We start from the raw sequence: 23,001 nt of genomic DNA on the forward strand, positions 1-23,001 counted from the left end.
ACTGTAAAAAAATGTGATGGTAACCGGAAAGGCAGAAGAATGGAAGAAAAAAGAAAAAATACGATGATTTTATATCGCAACCTGCGGTATCAGCAGTTATTTGATGACATGTGCAGCCTCTTAAAACCAGAGGAGGGCGAGGCACGCCCGGATGCGTATGCATGCGCGAGCCAGCTCATCGATCTGGCAGTGACCTATGGATTCCGCGGAAACCTGTGGCATTGTTTCCTGGCGTTCTGCATGGCAAACAATGAAAATGCCTACAGCACATCCTGCGAGATCATCGGACCGGTCGGCGGCAGCTTGAGCGAGCTTGCACGTCACGATTTTGCACAGGTCAGAGAGCTTTTTTCCCTGGATATTGCCTGTCTGGACGAGACTGAGAACGGCATCTGGTCGGAGATGAAGCATTACGAAAATGCGCTGGAAAACAGCAAGGCGTTCAACCACCGCATCCGCGACCGGATCGTTGAATTATCGGTTTCCCTGGAGAATGCGGAGAGTGATCAGGAATTTCAGGATATCGTGACCGAATTTTATAAAGAATTTGGTGTCGGCAAGTTTGGTCTTAACAAAGCATTCCATATTATCATGGATGACGAGGCAAAGCAGGTCGATATCGAGCCGATCACGCGCGTGGAACATATCGAGCTGAGCGATCTGGTAGGCTATGAGCTGCAGAAAGCCAAGCTGATTGAGAATACCGAGGCATTTATCGAGGGGCGCGCGGCAAACAACTGCCTGCTTTTCGGTGACAGCGGTACCGGTAAATCATCCAGTATCAAGGCGATCTTAAATCAGTATTATGACCGCGGACTCCGCATGATCGAGGTGTACAAGCATCAGTTCCGCGGACTGTCAGATGTCCTGGAGCAGATCAAAGACCGCAACTACAAATTTATCATTTATATGGACGACCTTTCCTTTGAGGAATATGAGCTGGAATATAAATATCTGAAAGCAATCATTGAAGGCGGTCTCGGCATCAAGCCGCAGAATGTCCTGATCTATGCGACATCGAACCGCCGCCACTTAATCCGCGAAAAATTCAGTGATAAGCGCGAGCTGGACGACGATCTGCACTCCAACGATACGGTGCAGGAAAAACTGTCCCTGGTTGCGCGTTTTGGCGTCACGATCTACTACGGCTCACCGGACAAGAAAGAATTCCAGAACATCGTTCGCGTGCTGGCAGACAAATACCACATCCATATGCCGGAGGCAGATCTGCTTCTGGAAGCCAACAAGTGGGAGTTAAGCCACGGCGGGCTGTCCGGACGTACTGCCACCCAGTTTATTGCAAACTTACGCAGCAAGCTGAAAGGAGAGATCAAGTAATATGACCGTTAAAACCTTTGCCGCTATTGATGTGGGTTCCTTCGAACTGGAGCTGGGAATTTTCGAGATTTCTGCTTCCGCCGGAATCCGCGAGATCGATCATGTGCGCCATGCGCTGGCGCTTGGCAAAGACACGTACAATGACGGACGTTTGAGCCACGAGATCGTGGAGGAAATGTGCGAGGTCCTGAATAAGTTCCGGGAAGTGATGAAAACATACCGGGTATCGGATTACCGGGCATTTGCGAGCAGTGCGCTTCGGGAGGCGCGGAACAGCCAGATGGTACTGGACCGGATTCTGGTGCGTACCGGACTCCGGGTCCGCACGATGAACAACTCGGAGCTGCGTTTTAAGAGTTATAAAGCTGTTGCAGCCAGGGAGGAAGAATTCCAGCGCACCGTGAAAAACGGCGCGGCGTTGATGGATGTCGGATTCGGAAGCACCCAGATCTCCCTCTTTGATGAGGAGGTACTGGTATCGACGCAGAACCTTCTGCTCGGCGTGCTGCGCTTAAGCGAAATGTCAGCACACTGGCGAGTCGATTACCGGAAGATCCCGGCGATCATCGACGAGCTGGTAGAAAATGAATTATACACATTCCGGAAGATATTTTTAAAAGAGCATCAGATCGAGACGCTGATTGCGACCGGCGAGACAATGAACTATATGATCAGCCGCGGCATGCATGAAAAAGGCGGGGCGCGGTTCACGGCAAAGGAATTTGGCGTGTTCTGCGAGAAGCTGATTGGAATGTCCTCGGAGGAGATTCAGGAGCGCTATGAGCTGCCGCAGGATTACGCAGAAGTGCTGATTCCAAGTGCGATTCTCTACCGGAAGGTATTAGACATGACGGGTGCTTCCTATATCTGGGCACCGGGGACGACACTCTGCGATGGTATCGCGGCAGAGTACGCACAGGAAAACCGTCTGGTCCGCTTCCATCATGATTTTGAGGCAGATATCCTCTCAACGGCGCGCCAGATGGCGAAGCGCTACCGCTGCCACGGCGCACATGTGCGCGAGGTAGAGCGGTCGGCGGAGATGATCTTTGATGCAACGAAAAAATACCATGGTCTGGGAGCGCGGGAACGCCTGCTTTTAAAGATCGCAGCGACCCTGCATGACTGCGGCAAGTTTGTCAGCATCACGCGCGGTTCGGAAAGCTCGTACCAGATCATCATGGATACGGAGATCATCGGAATTTCCCATCTGGAGCGCGAGGTTGTAGCCAATATCGTGCGCTACAACATTCAGGAATATGCCTATGATGAGGTCATCCTGGAGTCGGATCTGTCCCAGTATGCGGGGCTTGGAACCTCCCGGAGAGAGCTGACGATCCTGATTGCGAAGCTGACGGCAATTTTGCGTCTGGCCAATTCGATGGACCGCAGCCACCGCCAGAAGCTGAGCGACAGCCGCATCGCTGTGCGGAACGGCAGTCTGGTGATTACGACGGACTGTCCGGAGAGTATCGTGCTGGAGCAGTATTCATTTGACCAGAAGGCAGATTTCTTTGAGGAAGTCTTTGGAATACGGCCTGTACTCAGGCAGAAAAGAGGGGTATAAGGATGTCGGATGCAGTGTTGAAATACGGAGAACCTGAAAATTATGTAAACCGTGAACTGAGCTGGCTGGAATTTAACTACCGGATTCTGGGTGAGGCGCGCGATAAGACGACCCCGCTGTTTGAACGCCTGAAATTTTTAAGCATCACGGCGTCGAACCTGGATGAGTTTTTCATGGTCCGCGTGGCATCCCTCAAGGACATGGTTCACGCCAATTATACGAAGCGGGATATTGCGGGTATGACGGCACAGGAACAGCTGGATGCGATTGATGGAAAAACGCATGAGCTGGTCGAGAATCAGTACCGGACCTACAACCGGATGCTCCTGCCGCTCTTAAAACAGCACGGTCTGCGCGTGGTCACCGAGCATGAGAAGCTTACGAAGGAAGAAGCGGTGTACGTTGATCGGTATTTTGAGGAATCGGTCTACCCGGTCCTCACGCCGATGGCGGTTGATTCCTCCCGCCCGTTCCCGCTTATTCACAATAAATCGTTAAATATCGCCGCGCTGGTTCGCAAGAAAAAGGGAGACGGCGAGCTGGAATTTGCGATGGTCTGCGTGCCGGGCGGGCTTGCGCGCGTGGTGGAGCTGCCGTGCCAGGAGGGCAAATCGATCATTTATCTGGAAGAAGTCATCGAGCGGAACATCGACAAATTGTTCTTAAATTATGATATTATCAGCTGCCATCCGTTCCGTGTCATGCGAAATGCCGATCTGAGCATCGACGAGGATGAGGCGGAGGATTTGCTCAAGGAGATCGAGCAGAAGCTCAAGAAACGCCAGTGGGGCGAGGTTATTCGCCTGGATATCGAGAAAAAGGCGGACAAGCGCCTCTTAGACATCCTCAAAAAGGAGCTGCACGTCGGCGGGCACGCGATCTATGAGATTGACGGGCCGCTTGATCTGACCGTCCTCATGAAGGTGTTCGGTCTGCCGGGCTTTGATGAATTTAAGACACCGCCGTATACGCCGCAGCCGGTTCCGGCGCTGATGAATGAGGATGATATTTTTGCCAATATCCGCAAAGGCGATATATTGCTGACCCACCCGTTTGAGACCTTTGAGCCGGTCGTCAATTTTATCAAGAAAGCTGCCCGCGACCCGGAGGTGCTGGCGATCAAGCAGACACTTTACCGTGTCAGCGGCAACTCCCCGATTATCGCGGCGCTCGCCGAAGCGGCGGACAATGGAAAACAGGTGTCGGTTCTGGTTGAGCTGAAAGCCCGTTTTGACGAGGAAAACAATATTCTCTGGGCGAAGATGCTGGAAAAAGCCGGCTGCCACGTTATCTACGGTCTGCTGGGGCTGAAAACACACAGTAAGATCACGCTGGTAGTGCGCCGCGAGGAAGAGGGCATCCGCCGTTACGTCCATCTGGGAACTGGAAATTACAACGATTCGACGGCAAAACTCTACACCGACTGCGGTCTTTTAACCTGTGATCCGCTGATCGGTGAGGATGCGACTGCAGTCTTTAACATGCTGTCGGGTTATTCGGAGCCGCTTGGCTGGAACAAGCTGTCGCTGGCGCCGCTGTGGCTGCGCGGACGTTTTCTGCGCCTGATCCAGCGGGAAACGCGCAACGCCCGCGAAGGTATTCCAGCGCGGATCGTGGCAAAGATGAACTCCCTGTGCGACCGTGAGATCATTGCGAGTCTTTACGAGGCGTCCAATGCGGGGGTAAAAATACAGCTCATCGTCCGCGGCATCTGCTGTCTGCGCGCCGGGATTCCGGGATTAAGCGAGAATATAACGGTCTGCTCGATCGTTGGAAATTTCCTTGAGCACAGCCGTATTTTCTACTTCGAGAACGACGGTGAACCGCAGATTTTCATGGGAAGTGCCGACTGGATGCCGCGAAACCTCGACCGTCGTGTGGAGATTCTCTTCCCGGTTGAGGATGAGAAGCTGAAAGCACGCATCTGTCACATCTTAGAGGTACAGCTTGCCGACAATGTCAAGGCGCAGTACCTGAGACCGGACGGAACCTACGCTAAACGCAACCGCCGTGGCAAAGAGCCGGTCTGCGCGCAGGATACCTTCTGTGCGGAGGCAGTGCAGGCGGCGAAGGAAGCTGGAAAAAAGCAGGACCCGGCGGCGATGAGGGTGTTTATTCCGCTGGAACAATAAAGAAATTGCAGTTCGCAGATAAGCAAAATTCTCCAAAAATGTAATAAATTTTTAAAGCATAAATCCTCCCCATATGGTAAACTGGAAACAGGTATATTCGTCTGGTATTTCGCATAGAGATACCGGGAACCTGCATTACATATGAGGGAGGTTTTTTTATGTCTGAAATACACGTTCTGGTGGTGGATGATGAGAAAGAGATTGCCGATCTGGTGGAGATTTATCTGGTCAGTGATGGTTATAAAGTATATAAGGCATCCAATGCGTTAGAGGGATTGGAGATTCTGGAGAAGGAGACGATTCATCTGGTGCTTCTCGATATCATGATGCCGGGGATGGATGGTCTGGAGATGTGCCGCAAGATCCGGGAGACGAACAATATCCCGATCATCATGCTGAGCGCGCGCTCAGCGGATCTGGATAAGATTCTGGGACTGGGAACCGGCGCGGATGATTACGTGACGAAACCATTTAACCCGCTGGAGCTGACGGCGCGCGTCAAATCACAGCTTCGCCGCTATACGCAGTTAAATCCGCAGAGCGGTGCAGGAAACCAGGTTAAAAATGAGATCTCGATCAAGGGACTCACGATCAACAAAGATAATCATAAAGTGACGGTGTACGGCGAGGAGATCAAGCTGACGCCGATCGAATTTGACATTCTGTATCTGCTGGCATCCAATCCGGGGCGGGTCTTCAGCACCGATGAAATCTTTGAGAAGGTGTGGAATGAGAAAGTCTACGAGGCAAATAACACGGTTATGGTACATATCAGACGGCTTCGCGGCAAGATGAAGGAGGACACCCGACAGAACAAGATCATTACAACGGTCTGGGGGGTAGGATACAAAATTGAAAAATAAAAAAGATATGAGTCGCCGGTTCCGGACACGGATGGTCATGAACATCGTTTACAGCACCGTGGTGGCATGCCTGGTGGAGGTATTTCTGATTGCCAATGTTTCGATGATCAGCAGCTATCTGCGGGAGACGCGGTACCGGGATTCTTTTTTCCTGCGCCTGACGGAGACAGAGACACTGATGGCATTTGTCTATCTTCTGTCGGGCATCGCGATCTTCTCAGTCACTTTTTTTGCCCTTCAGGAGCGGTCCATGCGCTATATCAGCCGGATCTCGTCCGCGATTCAGAATATTTCCGAGGGCGATTTGAATACGACGATCGAGGTGCGGGGCGACGACGAGTTTACGGCGATGGCGGTCAATTTAAATAAGATGGTCGGGGATATCCGGAATCTGATGGACAAGGAGCGCGAGGCGGAGCGCACGAAGAACGAGCTGATTACCAATGTGGCACACGATCTGCGGACACCGCTGACCTCGATCACCGGCTATCTTGAACTTCTGTCCGGCAAGGTGGAGATTCCTGCAGAAATGCAGAAAAAATATATTGATATTGCCTATGCAAAATCGAAACGTCTGGAAAAACTGATCGAAGATTTGTTTGGTTTTACCAAAATGAATTATGGAAAAGTGGCAATGCACGTGTCGAAGGTGGACATCGTCAAACTGCTCAGCCAGCTGTTGGAGGAATTTTATCCGAGCTTCAAGGACAAAAACCTCTCCTACGAGCTGCAGAGCAATGTCCCGGGCAAGGTTATCACGGCAGACGGAAATCTTCTGGCGCGCCTCTTTGACAACCTGATCAATAACGCGATCAAGTACGGTGCGGACGGAAAACGGGTGCTGGTGCAGATTCATGCGGAGGAAGAGGTTGTGACCGTCTCGGTGACGAACTACGGCTACGTGATTCCGGCAGACGAGCTGCCTCTCTTATTTAATAAATTCTACCGCGTGGAACAGTCGCGATCGACCAACACGGGCGGCACAGGGTTAGGTCTGGCGATCGCCAAAAATATCGTCGATATGCACGGCGGCACGATTCAGGTAACGAGCGATCTGAATGGAACGGTGTTTACGGTGCGCCTGCGGACGAATTTTGACATCAACAGGGAAAATTTCCAGATGCCGTAAAGGCGAGTGTGGGAAAGAATCTGATAGACATTTTAATGGATTTTTGGTTACTGTTCACAGGTAGGCACTTTTGGAACCGAAAGTGCCGTAAGAAAACATGGTGGCAGCAGGAATTTGCCGTATTTAAATGCGAAGCCACGGCAAATTCCGTTACTGGGCACGTATGCGTGAACAGTTACAGATAGGGAGAGAAAGGATGCAGAAAAAGAGGGGAATACAGTTCTTTTTTGCGATATTGATCGGATGGATGGCACTATTCTGCCTTCCTGCGGGGTACGCATATGCCTCACAAGAGGAAGCAGATGCGCCGCTGTCGATGGACGTTTCCTATGGATTTGACAATACGGCAAAGAGCGACCGTTACCTTCGGGTAACGGTTCTTCTGAATAACAATAAAGCGCCGTTTGAGGGAACGCTGGAGTTTCTGACCGCACAGTCCAGTCTGGAGGCGTACCAGTATTCTTATCCGGTATCGTTGGCAGCGGGGGAGAAGTTTGAACAAGAATATTATATCCCGCTGGGTGTGCGGGCAGATCAGATGTTTGTATCGGTACAGGATGTAAACGGGAAAACGGTCATCCGGAAACGTCTGAAACTTGGTTCTGAGGAGGACGTTGCGGAGAGCTATATCGGAATTTTGACGGATACGCCGGAGGCACTTTCTTATTTAGACGGCGCGGGCATCCGGTATGGGACGCTTCGGACGCGGGCGGTTTTTCTTGATGCCGAGCAGGCGCCGGATAACCGGCTGGGTTACGATCCGCTGGATCTGGTAATTGTGTCTGGATTTGACATGGATTCGCTCAGCGATGTCCAGTATGAGGCGCTGCGGCGCTGGGTGGAAGACGGCGGTACGATCCTCTTTGGCGGCGGTGTGGATTGTGCGAGAAATTATGGCAGGTTTGCAGAGAAGGTGCTGGAGCCGCCGTATCTGGATGCGGTAATCGTTCCGGTCAGTTTGGGCGGGGAGACGGCACCGGGCGAGCAGACGGGGGAGATCCAGGCAGAATGCGTCGATGTGAACCTGAAGAACGGCAGCACTCTGCTGGCGGGGGAAGTGTTCCCGCTGTTATCCCATACGAACTGCAAACAGGGGCGGATCGTGGCAGCTGCCTTTTCGATGGATGCGATCAGCGATTTGTGTCTGGCCAATCCATCCTCATTTGAAAAGCTGTATACGCTGGTGCTGGGAAGTGATACCGTGGACGAGCTGGCACAGGAGGATTACTACGGTTATTCGGGCTCGTATTTCAGCGTACAGGGGCTGGTCAACACCGGCAATGCGGGGCGGCTTCCGAAGGTTGCGGCATATACGGTGATCGTGGTGGTCTATCTGCTTTTGATCGGTCCGGGCATCTATTTCTACTTAAAAAAGCGAGGAATTTACCGGTATTATCTGCCGGCGGTGACACTGGGGGCGTTTTTGTTTACCGGCATTATTTATGCGCTGGGCGTAAAGACACGCTTCCGGGAGCCGTTTGTGACGTATGCGTCGATTCTGGATACCTCGGGAGAAGAGGCGGAAGAAGCCACTTATATGAACATCCGAAGCCCTTATAACAAGCCGTATTCGGTGAGCTTAAAGCCGGGCTATGAGGTGCGCCCGATGACGCGCAGTTACTATTACGATGCGGTTTCGGCGGTGCGCTTTACCGGTGAGGAAGAGTATCATACAAACTTTGTTTATCAGCCGGAACGGGTCGAAATTAAAATGCGGGATACGGTCGCATTTTCACCGAATCTGTTTACCTTGCGTCGTGAGCTGGAGAAAACGGACGCGATGGGCGTTCAGGGAAATATTTCCTATTTTGACGGCGTGGTGTCGGGAACGGTAAAAAACTGTTTTGAGGAACCGCTGGAGAATGCGGCTCTGCTCATCAATGGGAAAGCGGTGCTGCTGGGAAGATTAGAGCCTGGGCAGACGGTTTCTCTGGATGGAAAGGAGAGCTGCGATTATCCGGTCAGCTATTCGTATGCGGCAGCACAGATGGTGACCGGGGCGGATCAGTATGAGAAAGCGGAGATTGAGGATCCGGACTATTTAAAGGCGCAGGAGTGGACGAGACTTTTGAGCTTTTATCTGGATTCCGGCGCGGGGCGCAATCCGTCTGAGGCGTGCCTGGTGGCATTTTCAACCCGGAAGCTCCAGGGAGAGGAAGATTTCCTGGCGGATGCGAGGACACTTCGGGAAGGATTTTGCATGGTGACCGAGTCAATCCCGCTGAACCGTGAAAAAGACGGAAAACTTTACCGTTCGGCGCTTGAGGAAGATCCAACGGTGCTCGCCGGAAATTATGAGGCGGCGTACAACACAATGTATAGCGGGGAAACAGCGGAGGCTGCGACGGTCGAATATTCGCTGGGAAGTGACCTTGTCATTGAAAAGCTTACGTTTGAGACTCTGTCACCGCGATTTTCGGAAAATCCGCTCTATCCGTATATGTCATCCTTCTCCGGAAGTATGTATTTTTATAACTATGAGACCGGGCGCAATGACCGGATTGAGCTGAAATCAGAGTATTCGGCAAAGGAGCTTTCGCCGTACCTGTCTCCGTCGAACACATTGACCGTCAAATATGTGCCGGAACAGACGGGAGAGTATGGCTGGGAAAGCCAGCTTCCAAGAATCTATGTCGTAGGGAGGAGAGAGTGATGCTGACGATTAAAAACCTCAGAAAACGATATGGCAATTTTCAAGCGCTGGATGGGCTGAATCTGGAGGTCGCGGACGGGGAACTCTTTGGATTCGTGGGTCCCAATGGGGCAGGCAAGACGACGACGCTCAAGATTCTTGCGGGACTTCTCGTTCCCGACGAGGGCGAGGTGGAGATCGGCGGACTGGATGTTTACTCAGACGGAAAAGAACTCCGGCGGCGGATCGGCTATGTGCCGGATTTCTTCGGAGTATATGATAACCTGAAAGTATCGGAATATATGGAATTTTTCGCATCCTGCTACGGAATTACGGGGCTGCAGGCGCGGACGCGCTGCCATACGCTTCTGGAACAGGTGCGGCTGGAAGATAAAGAGGACTTTTTCGTGGACGGGCTTTCGAGAGGTATGAAGCAGCGCCTATGTCTGGCGCGGGCGCTCATCCACGATCCGGATCTTCTGATCCTGGATGAACCGGCTTCCGGGCTGGATCCTCGCACCCGGGTGGAGTATACGGCGATTCTGAAAGAACTGCGCGATCAGGGAAAAACGCTGCTCGTCAGCTCCCATATTTTATCGGAATTGTCAGAGCTTTGTACCTCGATCGGCATCATTGAGCAGGGAAGAACGGTTCTGCAGGGCAGCATGGATCAGATTTTTGCGCGGATCAACTCGTCCAATCCGCTTCTGATCTCGATTTTCAGCCAGAAAGAAAAGGCGCTTGCGATCCTGAAAAGCCATCCTTGCGTGCAGACGATCGCGGTGCAGGGGGATGAGATCAAGCTGGGCTTTTTGGGGGATCGGCAGGATGAGGCGCTGCTTTTGCAGCAGCTTATCGATGCAGATGTGATGGTCAGTAGCTTTATGCGCGAGAAGGGAAGCCTGGAATCACTGTTTATGCAGATCACAGAACATGAAGAAGAGAGGGCGGTGCTGAAACATGAGATGGAATCCGGTATTTAGGAGGGAAATGACAGTCGGAAGCCGCAGCATCCGCATGATGGCGATTCTGTTTGTTTTTAACAGTATCCTGGCGGCGGTGGCACTGTTTAATATGTATTCGGTGGCGGATCAGGTCAGGACGACGGCGGAGATCCAGTATTCGCAGTTTCTGGATCTCTACACGTTCGTCTCCTCGATCGAATTTATCATGCTGCTTTTCATCATGCCGGCTCTGACTGCCAGCAGTATCAGCGGCGAGCGGGAACGCCAGACGCTGGAACTGATGCTGACGACCACGATGGAGCCGCGTGACATGGTGCTTGGAAAACTGGCGTCCTCGCTGGTGACGATGCTGGTGCTGGCGGTCTCGGCGCTTCCGGTACAGGCGCTCGTATTTGTCTACGGGGGTATTACGCTGCGTGACATCGGGATGCTGTTTCTGTGCCACGGTGTTGTGGCAATTTTAACGGGCAGTATCGGGATCTTTTATTCATCGGTGCTGCGTCGCTCGACGGTATCGACCGTCTGCTCCTATGTGACGGTGGTGGCGCTGACGGCGGGAACGATGGCGGTCAATCTGTTTGCATACCGGATGGCGTTCCGGGCGGCAGATTCGTATGCATCTAATCTCAATGCATCGGAAATGGCAAGTTCCGGCATTTTACGCTATCTCTTTCTTTTCAATCCGGCTGTCTCGTTTTATAATGTAATTAATGGACAGGCGGGAAGCGGCGACATGAGAAAATGGTTCGAGCCGCTGTTCGGCGTGTTTCCAAACAATGCGATCACGGCACACTGGACGATGTGCAGCCTGATTTTGCAGTGTATGCTGGCGATGGTGCTGATCGCGGCAGCAATCTGGGCGATCACACCAGGAAAATGGAATCGGCATGGGAAAAGCAGAAAAACAAAGAGACTATGAATTTTTAGAAGGAGGCAGTGAGTATGGGAATTATCAGAGCAGCGGCACACGCGGTCGGCGGCGGGCTGGCAGATCAGTGGCTGGAAGTGATTGAACCGGAAAATATGGGGGAACAGACCGTATTTTCAGCGGGTGTGCAGACACGCCGCGGGGAGAACCGGAAGAGAACACCGGAAACGGTGTCCAATGGTTCTGTGATCCATGTGTACCCGAATCAGTTTATGATGCTGGTGGACGGCGGTAAGGTCGTTGATTATACAGCGGAAGAGGGTTATTATACAGTGCAGAATTCATCCCTGCCGTCTCTGTTTAACGGACAGTTCGGTGATGCGCTGAAAGAATCCTTCAACCGTGTGCGTTATGGCGGACAGACGCCGTATGCACAGAAGGTCTACTATATTAATCTCCAGGAGATCAAGGGAATCAAGTTCGGCACACGGACGCCGATCAACTATTTTGATTTATTCTATAATTCCGAGCTGTTTCTGCGCGCACATGGAACTTACTCCATCAAGATCACGGATCCATTGAAATTTTATGCGGAGGCTATTCCGAAAAATCAGGATCAGGTGGAGATTGATTCCATCAATGAGCAGTATTTAGCGGAGTTCCTGGAAGCGCTGCAGACCTCGATCAACCAGATGTCGGCGGATGGCGTACGGATTTCCTTTGTAGCCTCCAAAGGCAGGGAACTGGGACGATATATGGCGGAGACGCTGGATGAAGAGTGGAACCGTCTGCGTGGCATGGAGATCCAGTCAGTAGGTATCGCCAGCATTTCCTATGATGAAGAATCGCAGAAACTCATCAATATGCGGAATCAGGGCGCGATGCTCGGCGACCCGTCGGTGCGCGAGGGATATGTACAGGGCGCGATGGCACGCGGCTTTGAGGCAGCCGGTTCCAACGGAAGCGGTGCGATGGCAGGCTTCATGGGAATGGGCGCCGGCATGAACTTCGGCGGCGGATTTATGGGCGCCGCATCGGCGTCCAACCTGCAGCAGATGCAGCAGGCGGCGCGGCAGGGATATGCGGCACCGCAGGGCGGCTATGCGCCGGGGCAGGCGAATGGAGCGCCGCAGGGTGGTTATGCACAGCAGCCGGGACAGGTGGATGCGGCACCACAGGGCGCTTATGCACAACCGGCAGGACAGAACGCACCGCCTCAGGGCAGTGCGGCAGCTCCGGCAGAATCCTGGACTTGTGAGTGCGGCAATGTCAACCACGGAAAGTTCTGCTCCGAGTGCGGCAAGCCAAGACCAGCCGGTCCGTGGACCTGCAGCTGCGGAACGGTCAATACAGGTAAGTTTTGTTCTGAATGCGGAAAACCGAGGTCATAGGGCGTATGGAGATACAATCATATAAGTGTCCAAACTGCGGCGGCGGGCTGGTGTTTGATCCGAAGACGCAGAAATTTAAATGTGAATACTGCCTCTCAGCGTTTACGGAAGAGACGTTGAAAGAGATGGAAGAGGCAGCCAGAGAGTCAGAGGAAGCTTCGAAGCCGGGTGGAATGCCGGAAGCGGAAAAGATAGAGAGCCAGAAGCAGGCGGAGTCTAAGATGGTTCTCTATACCTGCCCGAGCTGCGGCGCGGAGATCGTGGCACAGGAGACGACAGCATCCACGTACTGCTGTTACTGCCACAATCCGGTGGTTCTTTCGGGAAGTCTGGACGGTAAATACCGCCCGGACGGTCTGATTCCGTTTGAGATCGACAAGAAAAAGGCAAAAGAAATCTTTAAAAACTGGATTCAGAAGAAAAAGTATGTGCCGGATGATTTCTACTCGCCGCGTCAGATGGAGTATCTGGAGGGAATTTATTATCCATATTGGATGTATAGCTGCCAGGTATCCGGTGAGATGCAGGCGGAGGCGCTGCAAAAACGCGTGACGGTGTCGGGGGAGATCGAGTATATCGAGACGAGCCGTTACCATCTGGAGAAAAAGGCGGAGCTTCCCATCAAGGATGTGGCGCGCAACGCGTTAAAGCAGGCGGACCGCAGCCTTGCCGAGACCGTGCTTCCGTTTGATATGAAGAAGCTGCGCCCGTTTCAGGCAGGCTATTTTCTGGGATTTAGGGCGGAGCGGCGCGACCGGGAAAAGGAAGAATTCGCACAGGAGATTGAGCAGGAGATCAAGCAGTATACGAGAGAATCTCTGCAAAATAGCGTCTCCGGCTACGATCATGTGGATATCCGGAACCACCGGGAGACCATCACGGGGGAAAAATGGAACTATGCTATGCTTCCAGTGTGGATGATGACCTACCCGGATCCGAAGAACGGGCAGATGTACTATTTTGCCATGAATGGGGAAAATGGAAAGGTCTGCGGCGTCCTGCCGGTTGATTCGAAAAAACTGGTGCGCCTGTTTTTGACGATTTTCATTCCTGTGTTTGTACTTTTGCTGCTGGGAGGATACCTGATATGATAGAGAATCAAAATGCGGGAGTCACACAGAAAAAGAAGAAATATGGACGGCTGAAAGGTTTTATATGCTTCTCCGTTGCAGCATTTATTTCATTTTCACAGGTCAGCCCTATATGGGCGGCGGAAGGCACGCGCGTCTTCGACGAGGCGGGACTGTTCAGCGCGGAAGAAGTGCAGGAGCTGGAGACACGGATCGATGAGGTGCGTGATTCACAGGATGCCGATCTGGCGGTACTGACAGTCGAGGACGCACAGGGAGAATCGGCGGAAAGCTATGCCGATGATTTTTACGACAGCCACGGACTGGGCGTCGGGGACGATGCGAGTGGTATTCTGCTTTCGATCGATATGGACAACCGGGAGATATACGTTTCTACCACCGGGTATGCGATGAAGGTGCTGACGGATGCGCGGGTAGAGAAGGTGCTGGATGCGGCATATGACAGCGTGGCGGATGGAAACTATGCGGAAGGCGCTCTGGGGGCGATCGACAGCATCGAAAATTATCTGGAGATGGGCGTTCCGGCGGGACAGTATACACAGGTGCGCGAGGAGAAAAAACATTCCCTGGAATGGTATGAGGCGCTGTTTGCGGCGGTTGCGGCAGCGATCGTGGCGGCACTCCCGTGCTTTTCGGTGATGCGCCAGTATAAGATGCAGAAAGAACACCGCCAGTCGCTGGGGTTCCATATGGCATACCGGGCGGACAGTGCGCTGCATTTTGTCCAAAATGAAGAGCAGTTTGTAAACCGGTCGGTAGTGACCAGACGGATTCCGAAAAATCCGGGTCCGGGCGCTTCGGGCGGTTCGGCTGGAAGGACGACCATACATCAGGGCAGCAGCGGAAGGATGCACGGCGGCGGAGGCAGAAAGTTTTAATTGATACAATTTCGTGTGGAAGGCGGATGAATGATATATGACAATCCTGATGACAGGCTTATGTGAGAAAGGTGCAGACCAGATCTGGAAACAGTGTAACGATGCGATGTACGCCCAGGGAGTTACCTGGCTGGAAGAGGCGGCATATGCGGGCGATGCAGAAGCATGGTTCTTTTTAGGACACTGTTACAGCTGGGGGGACGGGGCTGTCGGGTTCAATGAGAAAAAAGCGTATGAATGTTACCTGCGGGGGGCTTCGGCGGGAAGTGCCCGGGCAGTGTTAGGAGCGCTGCGCGCCGGTCAGTATGACGAACAGATGAAGCAGTCGGCACGTTATTCCATCGAGGAAAGTTACCGTCAGGTGCGGGATGCCGCTGAGATGGGCGATGTCTATGCCGCGTGGCAGATGGGCGAGGCAGTTGAGTGGGAAGATCTGGCCGATTATATGCCGCAGACTGAGAGCGCCCGCGAGCAGTGCCTCTTCTGGTACGAACGGGCGGCGGACGGCGGCATTATCCCGGCGATGGTTAAGATGGGAAAATGCTGCCAGAATGGTACATACCGGGAAAAAGATGAAAAAGAGGCACTTCGCTGGGCGAATCAGTGCGCCGCCAGCGGGGAGGTCTGGGGACTCTTCCAGATGGGGGAACATTACCGCCAGGAAGAAGACTGGGAAGCTGCATTCCAATATGACTATGCGGCGGCAAAGCAGGGGTCTTCCCGCGCCATGCTGTATCTGGGGCAGATGTACTTAAACGGACAGGGCACAGAGCGCGATATTCAGGCGGCCGTCCAGGCGCTGGAAGGAGCCGCGGCGCGGAACGAGGCGGAGAGCTTTGAAGAACTTGGAAATCTGTTCTATCAGGATGAACTGGTGGAGCGCGATGATGAAAAAGCGTTTTACTGGTATGGAAAAGCATATGCAGCAGGCATCAAAGAGGCGGCGCTTCCGTTAGCCCGCCTGTATCTGCGCCCGTCCGATGAGCAGGACACTGTCCGGGCAGAAAAACTTCTGCGGGAGGCAGCTGGGATCGAGACCGACGGACAGGCAAGCCTGGCGCTTGGAAATATCTATCGGGATGGTCTGAACGGCGAGATTGATATGAAGCAGGCGGTTTCCTGGTACGAAAAAGGCGCTTCGCAGGGAAATCCAGAGTGCATGGAGATTCTTGGATGCCTGTATTTCCAGGGCGAAGAGGGAGTAGACCGCGATTATGCAAAAGCATTTGAGTGGCTGAACCGGTGCGAGGAAGCCGGAAGTCTGCAGTCTGCATCCAAGTTAGCCTATCTCTATATGAAGGGAGAAGGCTGCACCGCCGATGAAAATAAGGCGAAGGAGCTTTTTGAGCGGGCGGCACAGACGGAATGTGACGGATATGCACTCTATGAGCTTGGATTTATCTACGAACGGAAAAATGAATCCCCGGAAGATCTCGAGCGGGCGGCACAGTGCTACCAGAAAGCGATCGAGATGGGAAATGAGAGTGCTTCACGGCGGTTTTCCCATTTTAAAAAGGGATTGTTTGGGCGCTGGAAGATCACGTATTAAGGGGGAATTTTTCTTGCGCTGTGCCATAAAGTATGATAGAATTTTTAACTAAAGTGAGCAGGGGGTCCCGTAACTTTGCGGGAGAACTGCAAAATCACACAGAACACTTACATGGCAGAAAGTTTGACTCCGGCATCCTTTGTAAAGATGGGGACGACGGGGAAAGATAAAAAGAGAGGATGAAAATCATGGCAATCAATTACAGCAGTACCCGTGGCGGTGAAGACAACGTAACGGCTTCGATGGCGATCTTAAAGGGACTGGCAGCAGACGGCGGTCTGTTTATGCCGGATCATATCCCGGCGTTAGATTGCAGCCTGGAAGAATTATCCCATAAAACATATCAGGAAGTAGCTTATGCAGTTATGAAGCAGTTCCTGACTGATTTCACAGAGGAAGAGCTGAAAACCTGTATCGAGCGCGCTTACGACAGTAAGTTTGATACGGAAGAGATTGCACCGCTTGTTAAAGCAGACGGAGCATATTATCTGGAGCTGTTCCACGGAAGCACGATTGCCTTCAAGGATATGGCGCTCTCGATCCTGCCGCATCTGATGACCGTATCGGCGAAGAAGAACCATGCGGAGAACACGATCGTGATCCTGACCGCAACCTCCGGCGATACCGGAAAAGCAGCGATGGCTGGTTTTGCAGACGTTGAGGGAACCAGAATTATCGTATTTTACCCGAAGGACGGCGTCAGCCGTGTGCAGGAGCTGCAGATGCTGACCCAGAAGGGGGCGAACACAAGCGTTGTCGGTATTTCCGGAAACTTTGATGATGCACAGAGCGGCGTCAAGAAAATTTTCGGTGACAAAGAATTTGCCAAAGAGCTGGCAGGCAGAGGCTATCAGCTCTCTTCCGCAAACTCCATCAACATCGGTCGTCTCGTACCACAGGTTGTATACTATGTATATGCGTATGCAAAACTGCTTGAAAACGGCGAGATCGAGAACGGTGAGAAGATCAATGTAACCGTTCCGACCGGAAACTTCGGCAATATCTTAGCTGCTTATTTTGCAAAACAGATGGGTGTGCCGATCGACAAGCTGATCTGCGCGTCCAATGACAATAAAGTTCTGTACGACTTCTTTAAGACAGGCGTATATGACAAGAACCGTCCATTCATCCTGACCTCTTCCCCGTCGATGGATATTCTGATTTCCAGCAACCTGGAACGTCTGATTTATCTCTCCACCGGCTGCGATGCGGAGGAGACCAAGAAACGCATGGAAGAGCTTTCGAAAGATGGCAAATATTCGGTTACCGACGAGATGCGTGCGCGCATGGCAGATTTTGTCGGCGGTTATGCCGATCAGGCGGCAAATGCAGCCGAGATCAAGCGTCTCTACGATGAGACCGGTTATATGATCGATACGCATACCGGCGTTGCATCCTGCGTATACCATAACTATGTGAAGGAGACAGGCGATACCAAGAAGACAGTTATCGCATCGACGGCAAGCCCATATAAATTCTCCCGCAGCGTCATGGAGGCAATCTTCGGCAGCGAAGAAGGCAAGGGCGAGTTCGAGCTTATCGACGAGATGGAGAAAGCATCCGGCGTGAAGATCCCGCAGGCGATCGAGGAGATCCGCAAGGCAGAGATCCGTCACAACCGCCAGTGCAAGCCGGAGGAGATGGAGAAGACCGTTTCGGAGATTTTACAGTAAAAGTTACAAAATATTAAAATAATTGCCTGTTATTTTTTTGACAGGCTAGGCAAATACTGAATTATGGTATATAATAGACTCTGGTTAGATCAAAAAGAGACAACGAGGAGGTTTGTATATGTTAGTTAGTGCGAAGGAAATGCTTCAGAAGGCAAGAGATGGCAAATATGCGGTTGGTCAGTTCAACATCAACAATCTTGAATGGACCAAAGCGATTTTACTGACGGCACAGGAGCAGAACTCACCGGTTATCTTAGGTGTTTCAGAGGGCGCAGGCAAGTATATGACTGGCTTTAAGACAGTATCTGCGATGGTAAAAGCGATGATCGAAGAGCTGAACATCACGGTTCCGGTTGCGCTGCATCTGGATCACGGCACCTACGAGGGCTGCTACAAATGTATCGATGCTGGATTTTCTTCCATCATGTTTGACGGCTCCCATTATCCGATCGCCGAGAACGTAGAGAAAACCAAAGAATTAGTCAAAGTCTGCGCGGAGAAAGGTATTTCCCTGGAGGCTGAGGTTGGTTCCATCGGCGGCGAGGAAGACGGCGTGATCGGTATGGGCGAATGTGCAGATCCGAACGAGTGCAAGGCGATTGCAGACCTCGGAGTTGATATGCTGGCAGCAGGTATCGGCAATATCCACGGCAAATATCCGGCAAACTGGCCAGGTTTAAGCTTTGAGACGCTGGCAGCCGTAAAAGAAAAAGTAGGCGATATGCCGCTGGTTCTTCACGGTGGTACCGGTATTCCGGAAGATATGATCAAGAAAGCCATTTCTTTAGGTGTAGCGAAGATTAATGTAAATACTGAGTGCCAGCTGGCATTTGCAGAGGCAACCCGCCAGTATATCGAGGCTGGTAAGGATCAGCAGGGCAAAGGATTTGACCCGCGTAAACTTCTTGCACCTGGTTTTGAGGCGATCAAAGAGACGGTTAAGACAAAGATGGAACTGTTCGGTTCTATCGGAAAAGCCTGATGAATAAGTAAGGTTCATGACCGGACTGCAGGGATGTACATTTCGCAACGCGGATATACATACCGGCGGTTCGGTCTGTTTTCATATTAATGTGAGGGATTGAATGAGCGAGATTATCAATGTACCGGAAATTTTCGGAAAAAATGTGTTTAATGACAAGGCGATGCAGGAACGCCTTCCGAAAAGTGTTTACAAAAAACTGAAGAAAACCATTGAAGACGGAGCTGAGCTGGATCCGTCCATCGCAGATGTTGTCGCACACGCGATGAAAGACTGGGCGATCGAGCGCGGTGCGACGCATTATTCCCATTGGTTCCAGCCGCTGACCGGCATTACGGCAGAAAAACATGATGCGTTTATCTCCGTACCGGATTCCAACGGACGCGTTATCATGGAGTTTTCCGGTAAAGAGCTGATTAAGGGCGAGCCGGATGCATCCTCGTTTCCGTCGGGCGGACTTCGTTCCACCTTTGAGGCACGCGGCTATACAACCTGGGATTGTACTTCCCCGGCATTTCTGCGGGAAGATACGCTGGGCGTGACACTCTACATACCGACTGCATTCTGTTCGTACCGCGGCGAAGCACTGGATAAGAAGACACCGCTGCTACGTTCCATGCAGGCAATCAACGAGCAGGCACTCCGGATTCTCCGCCTGTTTGGAAATACGACTTCCCACCGTGTGATTCCGTATGTGGGACCGGAGCAGGAGTATTTTCTGGTTGATAAGAACAAATATTTACAGAGAAAAGACCTGATCTACACCGGTCGTACCCTGTTTGGCGCGATGCCGCCGAAAGGACAGGAGATGGATGATCACTATTTTGGAAGCATCCGTCCGAGAGTCGGTGCGTTCATGAAAGAGTTAAATGAGACATTGTGGCGTCTGGGGGTCAGTGCAAAGACACAGCACAACGAAGTTGCACCAGCACAGCATGAATTAGCGCCAACCTATTGTCAGGTCAATCTGGCAGTCGATCACAACCAGATGGTCATGGAGGCGATGAAGCGTGTCGCAGGACATCACGGTCTGACCTGTCTGCTGCATGAGAAACCATTTGACGGAATCAATGGTTCCGGTAAGCACAACAACTGGTCCCTGACGAGCGACGACGGCATCAACATGATGAATCCGGGCGAGACGCCGCACGAAAATGTACAGTTTCTTCTGGTTCTGGCGTGCATCATGAAAGCAGTTGACAGACACGCGGATCTGCTGCGCGAGTCCACCGCGATTCCGGGCAACGATCATCGTCTGGGTGCGGCAGAGGCGCCGCCAGCGATCATCTCTATTTTCTTGGGCGAGCAGCTGGAGGATGTTATCGATCAGCTGTGCAGCACGGGCGAAGCCGCACATTCTAAGAAAGGCGAGGTACTTCAGACGGGAGTAGCGACACTTCCGGATTTCGTCAAGGATGCAACCGACCGCAACCGTACTTCACCGTTTGCGTTTACCGGTAACAAATTCGAGTTCCGTATGGTTGGTTCTTCGGATTCTGTTTCATCCCCGAACGTCGTGCTCAACACGATCGTGGCAGAAGCGTTTAAAGAGGCTGCGGACGAATTGGAAAACAGCGATGATTTTGACAGCGCAGTCCATGATATCATCAAGCGTTTGTTTGCAGAGCACCGCCGTATCATTTTCAGCGGAAATGGTTATTCTGAGGAATGGGTTAAAGAGGCAGAGCGCCGTGGACTCCCGAACCTGAAAGCGGGTATCGATTCTGTCGAGGCAATCCGGACCGAGAAAGCGATCAAGCTCTTTGAAGAATTTGGCGTGTACACCCGGACCGAGCTGGAATCCCGTGCCGAGATCGAGTATGAGGCATATTCCAAGACTGTTAACATCGAGGCGAAGACGATGATCGACATGGCAGGCAAGCAGATCATCCCGGCGGTTGTCAAATATACGACTCAGCTTGCTTCCTCCCTGACAGCCGTCCGGACTGCCTGTGAGGAGGCCGATGTCAGTGTCCAGAAAGAACTGCTTTTAGAGACCTCTGATAAACTTTCAGAGATGAAGGTGGCATTGGCGGCACTCAAAGATATCCTGGCAAAGGCATCTGCGATTAAGGATAACAAAGAAAAAGCATTCGCCTATCTGCATGAGGTATGCCCGGCGATGGCAGCTCTCCGTAAACCGGCAGACGAGCTGGAAATGCTGGTAGATAAAGAGTTATGGCCGTTCCCGAGTTATGGGGATTTGGTGTTTGAGGTGTAGGCAGCTTTTAGAAGGTATGATTTTAATTAAAAAGATTTTGACCATCGATATAGGCTATGAATCGTTGGTCAAAATCTTTTTTTAACAACACTTATATATTTTGCAAATACGGTTTATTTCCGTCCAGGACCCTGCGTCTGTCCCTCCTGAATCGTATCGCCCTGATTGGAGGTAAATCCGTTAATCCGTTTATCGGACGAATTTGACGAAGAGCCTGACGAGCTGGAGCTTGATGTCGTCGGTGCGGTGTAAGTCGTGCCGTTGCTGTAGATGCGGCTTGGTACATTGCCGGTATTGCTGGTGGAACTGCTGCTTGTCTGGTTATTCGAAGAGCCTGACGAACTGGAAGTCCCGCCCGGCGTGGAAGTGGAACTGCTGTAGCCGCTTCCAGGAATCGGAACGGTTGTGCCCGACGAAGAACCATTTGACGAGCTGGAGCTGTTGGAACTTCCCGGTGCAGTAAAACTGGTCGAATGATCGGAACTATTCGAGTTGTTGGTGTTACCTGAACTGGAGGTCCCTGAATTGGAATTGTTCGAAGCCGTTCCGCTTGGCCCCGAAGTGCTGCTTGGAGAAGAACTGCCAGACGAAGTCCCTGTTCCCTGTGAAGCACTTGGGTCAAAATAGCTGTCGCTCATGCCGGAGAGGCTGGACGGTGGATTCTGGCACGCACCGCTCTTGGCAAAGGTGTATTTCACCGAATCAATCGTCAGGGTTGTGTTCGAAGCCATCTTACCGTTCTCATCCAGATAATAGTAGGTGCCGGATACCTTAATCCAGCCTTTCTGGCGGTGTCCGTACTCATTGAAATAGTACCAGGTGCCGTCGATCTGCTTCCAGCCGCGGCTCATATTGCCGTCTGTCTTATCCATGTAGTAGGTGTTTCCGTTGCTGTCATTGAGCCAGCCGGTCAGCATCTTGCCCTCATGGAGATAGTAGTATTCATTTTTGATGAGCTGCCAACCGGTCAGCAGTTTTCCATTTTCGTCGAGATAATACCAGGTGCTGTTTACCTTCTGCCAGCCAGTCCGCATCGCCCCGTCCGTGCCGAAATAATACCAGGTGCCGTTATCCATCTTCTGCCAGTTGGTAAACATCCGTCCATCATCGCCCAGATAATACCAGACCGTATCAAGCTGGAGCCAGCCCTTCTGCATCACACCGTACTGGTTAAAATAGTACCAGTAGTTGTTGATTTTCTGCCATTTAGTCATCATCTCGCCGCTCTGGTTGAAATAATACCAGGCGGAAGTGGATGAATCCTGACGCCATCCAGTCACCATCTTGCCGGTCGAATCATCCATATAATAATATTTCTCTCCGATATGTACCCATCCGGTATGCTTCTGACCGTCGTCGGTCATGTAGTACCAGTAGTTTCCGTCCTTCAGCCATCCGGCCGCACGGCTCTGGGAAGAAGGAAGCAGCCCCATGGCACCGATCAGGCAGGCAAGCCCAAGCAGTTTTGCATATCTTTTCCGCATCGCGTATCCCCCTTGCAATGTGATTTATCGTTATTTATGATTACAGTAGAAATTAATATCAAAGATGTTGGGGTCAAAAGGCATTTTGACCCCTCTGATACCAGATTGCTCCGCACTATATGCTCCCGCAATCTTCAAAAACATTCGTAATTCGCTCATTTTTCTTTGAAAAATGGCTACTTACTCATGTTTTTGGCGGATCCCAAGGTCAAAAATTCTCCTGCAAGCAAGCTTGCGT

The 23,001-nt window shown here is 51.9% G+C and carries 16 protein-coding genes; 15 read left to right on the plus strand and 1 reads right to left on the minus strand.

All coding sequences use genetic code 11. The annotated features are described in order from the left end of the window. The first annotated feature begins 39 nt into the window (after positions 1-39). The 15 genes from PG862_RS10565 (at position 40) to PG862_RS10635 (ending at position 21,279) form a co-directional block, all read left to right on the plus strand. Positions 40-1,338, plus strand: a complete 1,299-nt coding sequence (locus PG862_RS10565; protein WP_182435353.1) for an ATP-binding protein — start codon at positions 40-42, stop codon at positions 1,336-1,338. A 1-nt stretch (position 1,339) separates the two neighbouring features. Next, on the plus strand, positions 1,340-2,905 hold the full coding sequence (locus tag PG862_RS10570) for a Ppx/GppA phosphatase family protein (protein ID WP_118293389.1): 1,566 nt from the start codon (positions 1,340-1,342) through the stop codon (positions 2,903-2,905). Positions 2,906-2,907: 2 nt separating this feature from the next. Continuing rightward, positions 2,908-5,037, plus strand: coding sequence for an RNA degradosome polyphosphate kinase (locus PG862_RS10575; RefSeq protein WP_270707344.1), 2,130 nt, complete (start codon positions 2,908-2,910; stop codon positions 5,035-5,037). Between the two features lie 158 nt (positions 5,038-5,195). Then, complete coding sequence (locus tag PG862_RS10580; protein ID WP_022360295.1) at positions 5,196-5,900, plus strand: response regulator transcription factor; 705 nt, start codon at positions 5,196-5,198, stop codon at positions 5,898-5,900. Continuing rightward, a complete protein-coding gene (locus PG862_RS10585; protein ID WP_333563206.1) occupies positions 5,890-7,029 on the plus strand; it encodes a sensor histidine kinase in 1,140 nt (379 codons plus the stop codon). The genes PG862_RS10580 and PG862_RS10585 overlap by 11 nt, the downstream gene beginning before the upstream one ends. A 196-nt stretch (positions 7,030-7,225) precedes the next feature. Then, positions 7,226-9,682, plus strand: coding sequence for a type 1 glutamine amidotransferase family protein (locus PG862_RS10590; protein ID WP_270707346.1), 2,457 nt, complete (start codon positions 7,226-7,228; stop codon positions 9,680-9,682). Beyond that, complete coding sequence (locus PG862_RS10595; RefSeq protein ID WP_118293392.1) at positions 9,682-10,644, plus strand: ABC transporter ATP-binding protein; 963 nt, start codon at positions 9,682-9,684, stop codon at positions 10,642-10,644. The genes PG862_RS10590 and PG862_RS10595 overlap by 1 nt, the downstream gene beginning before the upstream one ends. A 7-nt stretch (positions 10,645-10,651) precedes the next feature. After that, positions 10,652-11,545 (plus strand): ABC transporter permease, encoded by an 894-nt coding sequence (locus tag PG862_RS10600; protein WP_270707348.1) that lies wholly within the window; start codon positions 10,652-10,654, stop codon positions 11,543-11,545. Between the two features lie 23 nt (positions 11,546-11,568). After that, positions 11,569-12,885, plus strand: coding sequence for an SPFH domain-containing protein (locus tag PG862_RS10605; RefSeq protein ID WP_270707349.1), 1,317 nt, complete (start codon positions 11,569-11,571; stop codon positions 12,883-12,885). 5 nt (positions 12,886-12,890) lie between these two features. Then, the gene (locus PG862_RS10610; RefSeq protein ID WP_270707350.1) at positions 12,891-13,976 is read left to right on the plus strand and encodes a TFIIB-type zinc ribbon-containing protein; all 1,086 of its coding nucleotides are present in this window, start codon (positions 12,891-12,893) and stop codon (positions 13,974-13,976) included. Beyond that, positions 13,973-14,854 (plus strand): TPM domain-containing protein, encoded by an 882-nt coding sequence (locus tag PG862_RS10615; RefSeq protein ID WP_107001437.1) that lies wholly within the window; start codon positions 13,973-13,975, stop codon positions 14,852-14,854. The genes PG862_RS10610 and PG862_RS10615 overlap by 4 nt, the downstream gene beginning before the upstream one ends. Positions 14,855-14,891: 37 nt before the next feature. Continuing rightward, positions 14,892-16,403 (plus strand): tetratricopeptide repeat protein, encoded by a 1,512-nt coding sequence (locus PG862_RS10620; protein WP_270707352.1) that lies wholly within the window; start codon positions 14,892-14,894, stop codon positions 16,401-16,403. Between the two features lie 188 nt (positions 16,404-16,591). Further along, entirely contained in the window at positions 16,592-18,076 is a 1,485-nt protein-coding gene (gene thrC, locus PG862_RS10625) for a threonine synthase (RefSeq protein ID WP_270707353.1), read from the plus strand. 118 nt (positions 18,077-18,194) lie between these two features. Then, positions 18,195-19,058, plus strand: coding sequence for a class II fructose-1,6-bisphosphate aldolase (gene fba / locus PG862_RS10630; protein ID WP_022360285.1), 864 nt, complete (start codon positions 18,195-18,197; stop codon positions 19,056-19,058). A gap of 103 nt (positions 19,059-19,161) precedes the next feature. After that, on the plus strand, positions 19,162-21,279 hold the full coding sequence (locus PG862_RS10635; RefSeq protein WP_118472619.1) for a glutamine synthetase III family protein: 2,118 nt from the start codon (positions 19,162-19,164) through the stop codon (positions 21,277-21,279). A 113-nt stretch (positions 21,280-21,392) separates the two neighbouring features. On the opposite strand, the gene PG862_RS10640 is transcribed toward PG862_RS10635, so the two are convergent. Then, positions 21,393-22,763: a cell wall-binding protein gene (locus tag PG862_RS10640; protein WP_270707355.1), complete on the minus strand. Its 1,371-nt coding sequence runs from the start codon at positions 22,761-22,763 to the stop codon at positions 21,393-21,395. Positions 22,764-23,001: the final 238 nt, after the last annotated feature.

Source organism: Clostridium fessum (genome assembly GCF_027698965.1).
GTDB lineage: Bacteria > Bacillota > Clostridia > Lachnospirales > Lachnospiraceae > Otoolea > Otoolea fessa.

What these genes read in the sequence shown, in the direction of transcription:
- PG862_RS10565 (WP_182435353.1), top strand. Translation starts at nt 40, where the DNA reads ATGGAAGAAAAAAGAAAAAATACGATGATTTTATATCGCAACCTGCGG.
- PG862_RS10570 (WP_118293389.1), top strand. Translation starts at nt 1,340, where the DNA reads ATGACCGTTAAAACCTTTGCCGCTATTGATGTGGGTTCCTTCGAACTG.
- PG862_RS10575 (WP_270707344.1), top strand. Translation starts at nt 2,908, where the DNA reads ATGTCGGATGCAGTGTTGAAATACGGAGAACCTGAAAATTATGTAAAC.
- PG862_RS10580 (WP_022360295.1), top strand. Translation starts at nt 5,196, where the DNA reads ATGTCTGAAATACACGTTCTGGTGGTGGATGATGAGAAAGAGATTGCC.
- PG862_RS10590 (WP_270707346.1), top strand. Translation starts at nt 7,226, where the DNA reads ATGCAGAAAAAGAGGGGAATACAGTTCTTTTTTGCGATATTGATCGGA.
- PG862_RS10595 (WP_118293392.1), top strand. Translation starts at nt 9,682, where the DNA reads ATGCTGACGATTAAAAACCTCAGAAAACGATATGGCAATTTTCAAGCG.
- PG862_RS10600 (WP_270707348.1), top strand. Translation starts at nt 10,652, where the DNA reads ATGACAGTCGGAAGCCGCAGCATCCGCATGATGGCGATTCTGTTTGTT.
- PG862_RS10605 (WP_270707349.1), top strand. Translation starts at nt 11,569, where the DNA reads ATGGGAATTATCAGAGCAGCGGCACACGCGGTCGGCGGCGGGCTGGCA.
- PG862_RS10610 (WP_270707350.1), top strand. Translation starts at nt 12,891, where the DNA reads ATGGAGATACAATCATATAAGTGTCCAAACTGCGGCGGCGGGCTGGTG.
- PG862_RS10615 (WP_107001437.1), top strand. Translation starts at nt 13,973, where the DNA reads ATGATAGAGAATCAAAATGCGGGAGTCACACAGAAAAAGAAGAAATAT.
- PG862_RS10620 (WP_270707352.1), top strand. Translation starts at nt 14,892, where the DNA reads ATGACAATCCTGATGACAGGCTTATGTGAGAAAGGTGCAGACCAGATC.
- thrC (WP_270707353.1), top strand. Translation starts at nt 16,592, where the DNA reads ATGGCAATCAATTACAGCAGTACCCGTGGCGGTGAAGACAACGTAACG.
- fba (WP_022360285.1), top strand. Translation starts at nt 18,195, where the DNA reads ATGTTAGTTAGTGCGAAGGAAATGCTTCAGAAGGCAAGAGATGGCAAA.
- PG862_RS10635 (WP_118472619.1), top strand. Translation starts at nt 19,162, where the DNA reads ATGAGCGAGATTATCAATGTACCGGAAATTTTCGGAAAAAATGTGTTT.
- PG862_RS10640 (WP_270707355.1), bottom strand. Translation starts at nt 22,763, where the DNA reads ATGCGGAAAAGATATGCAAAACTGCTTGGGCTTGCCTGCCTGATCGGT.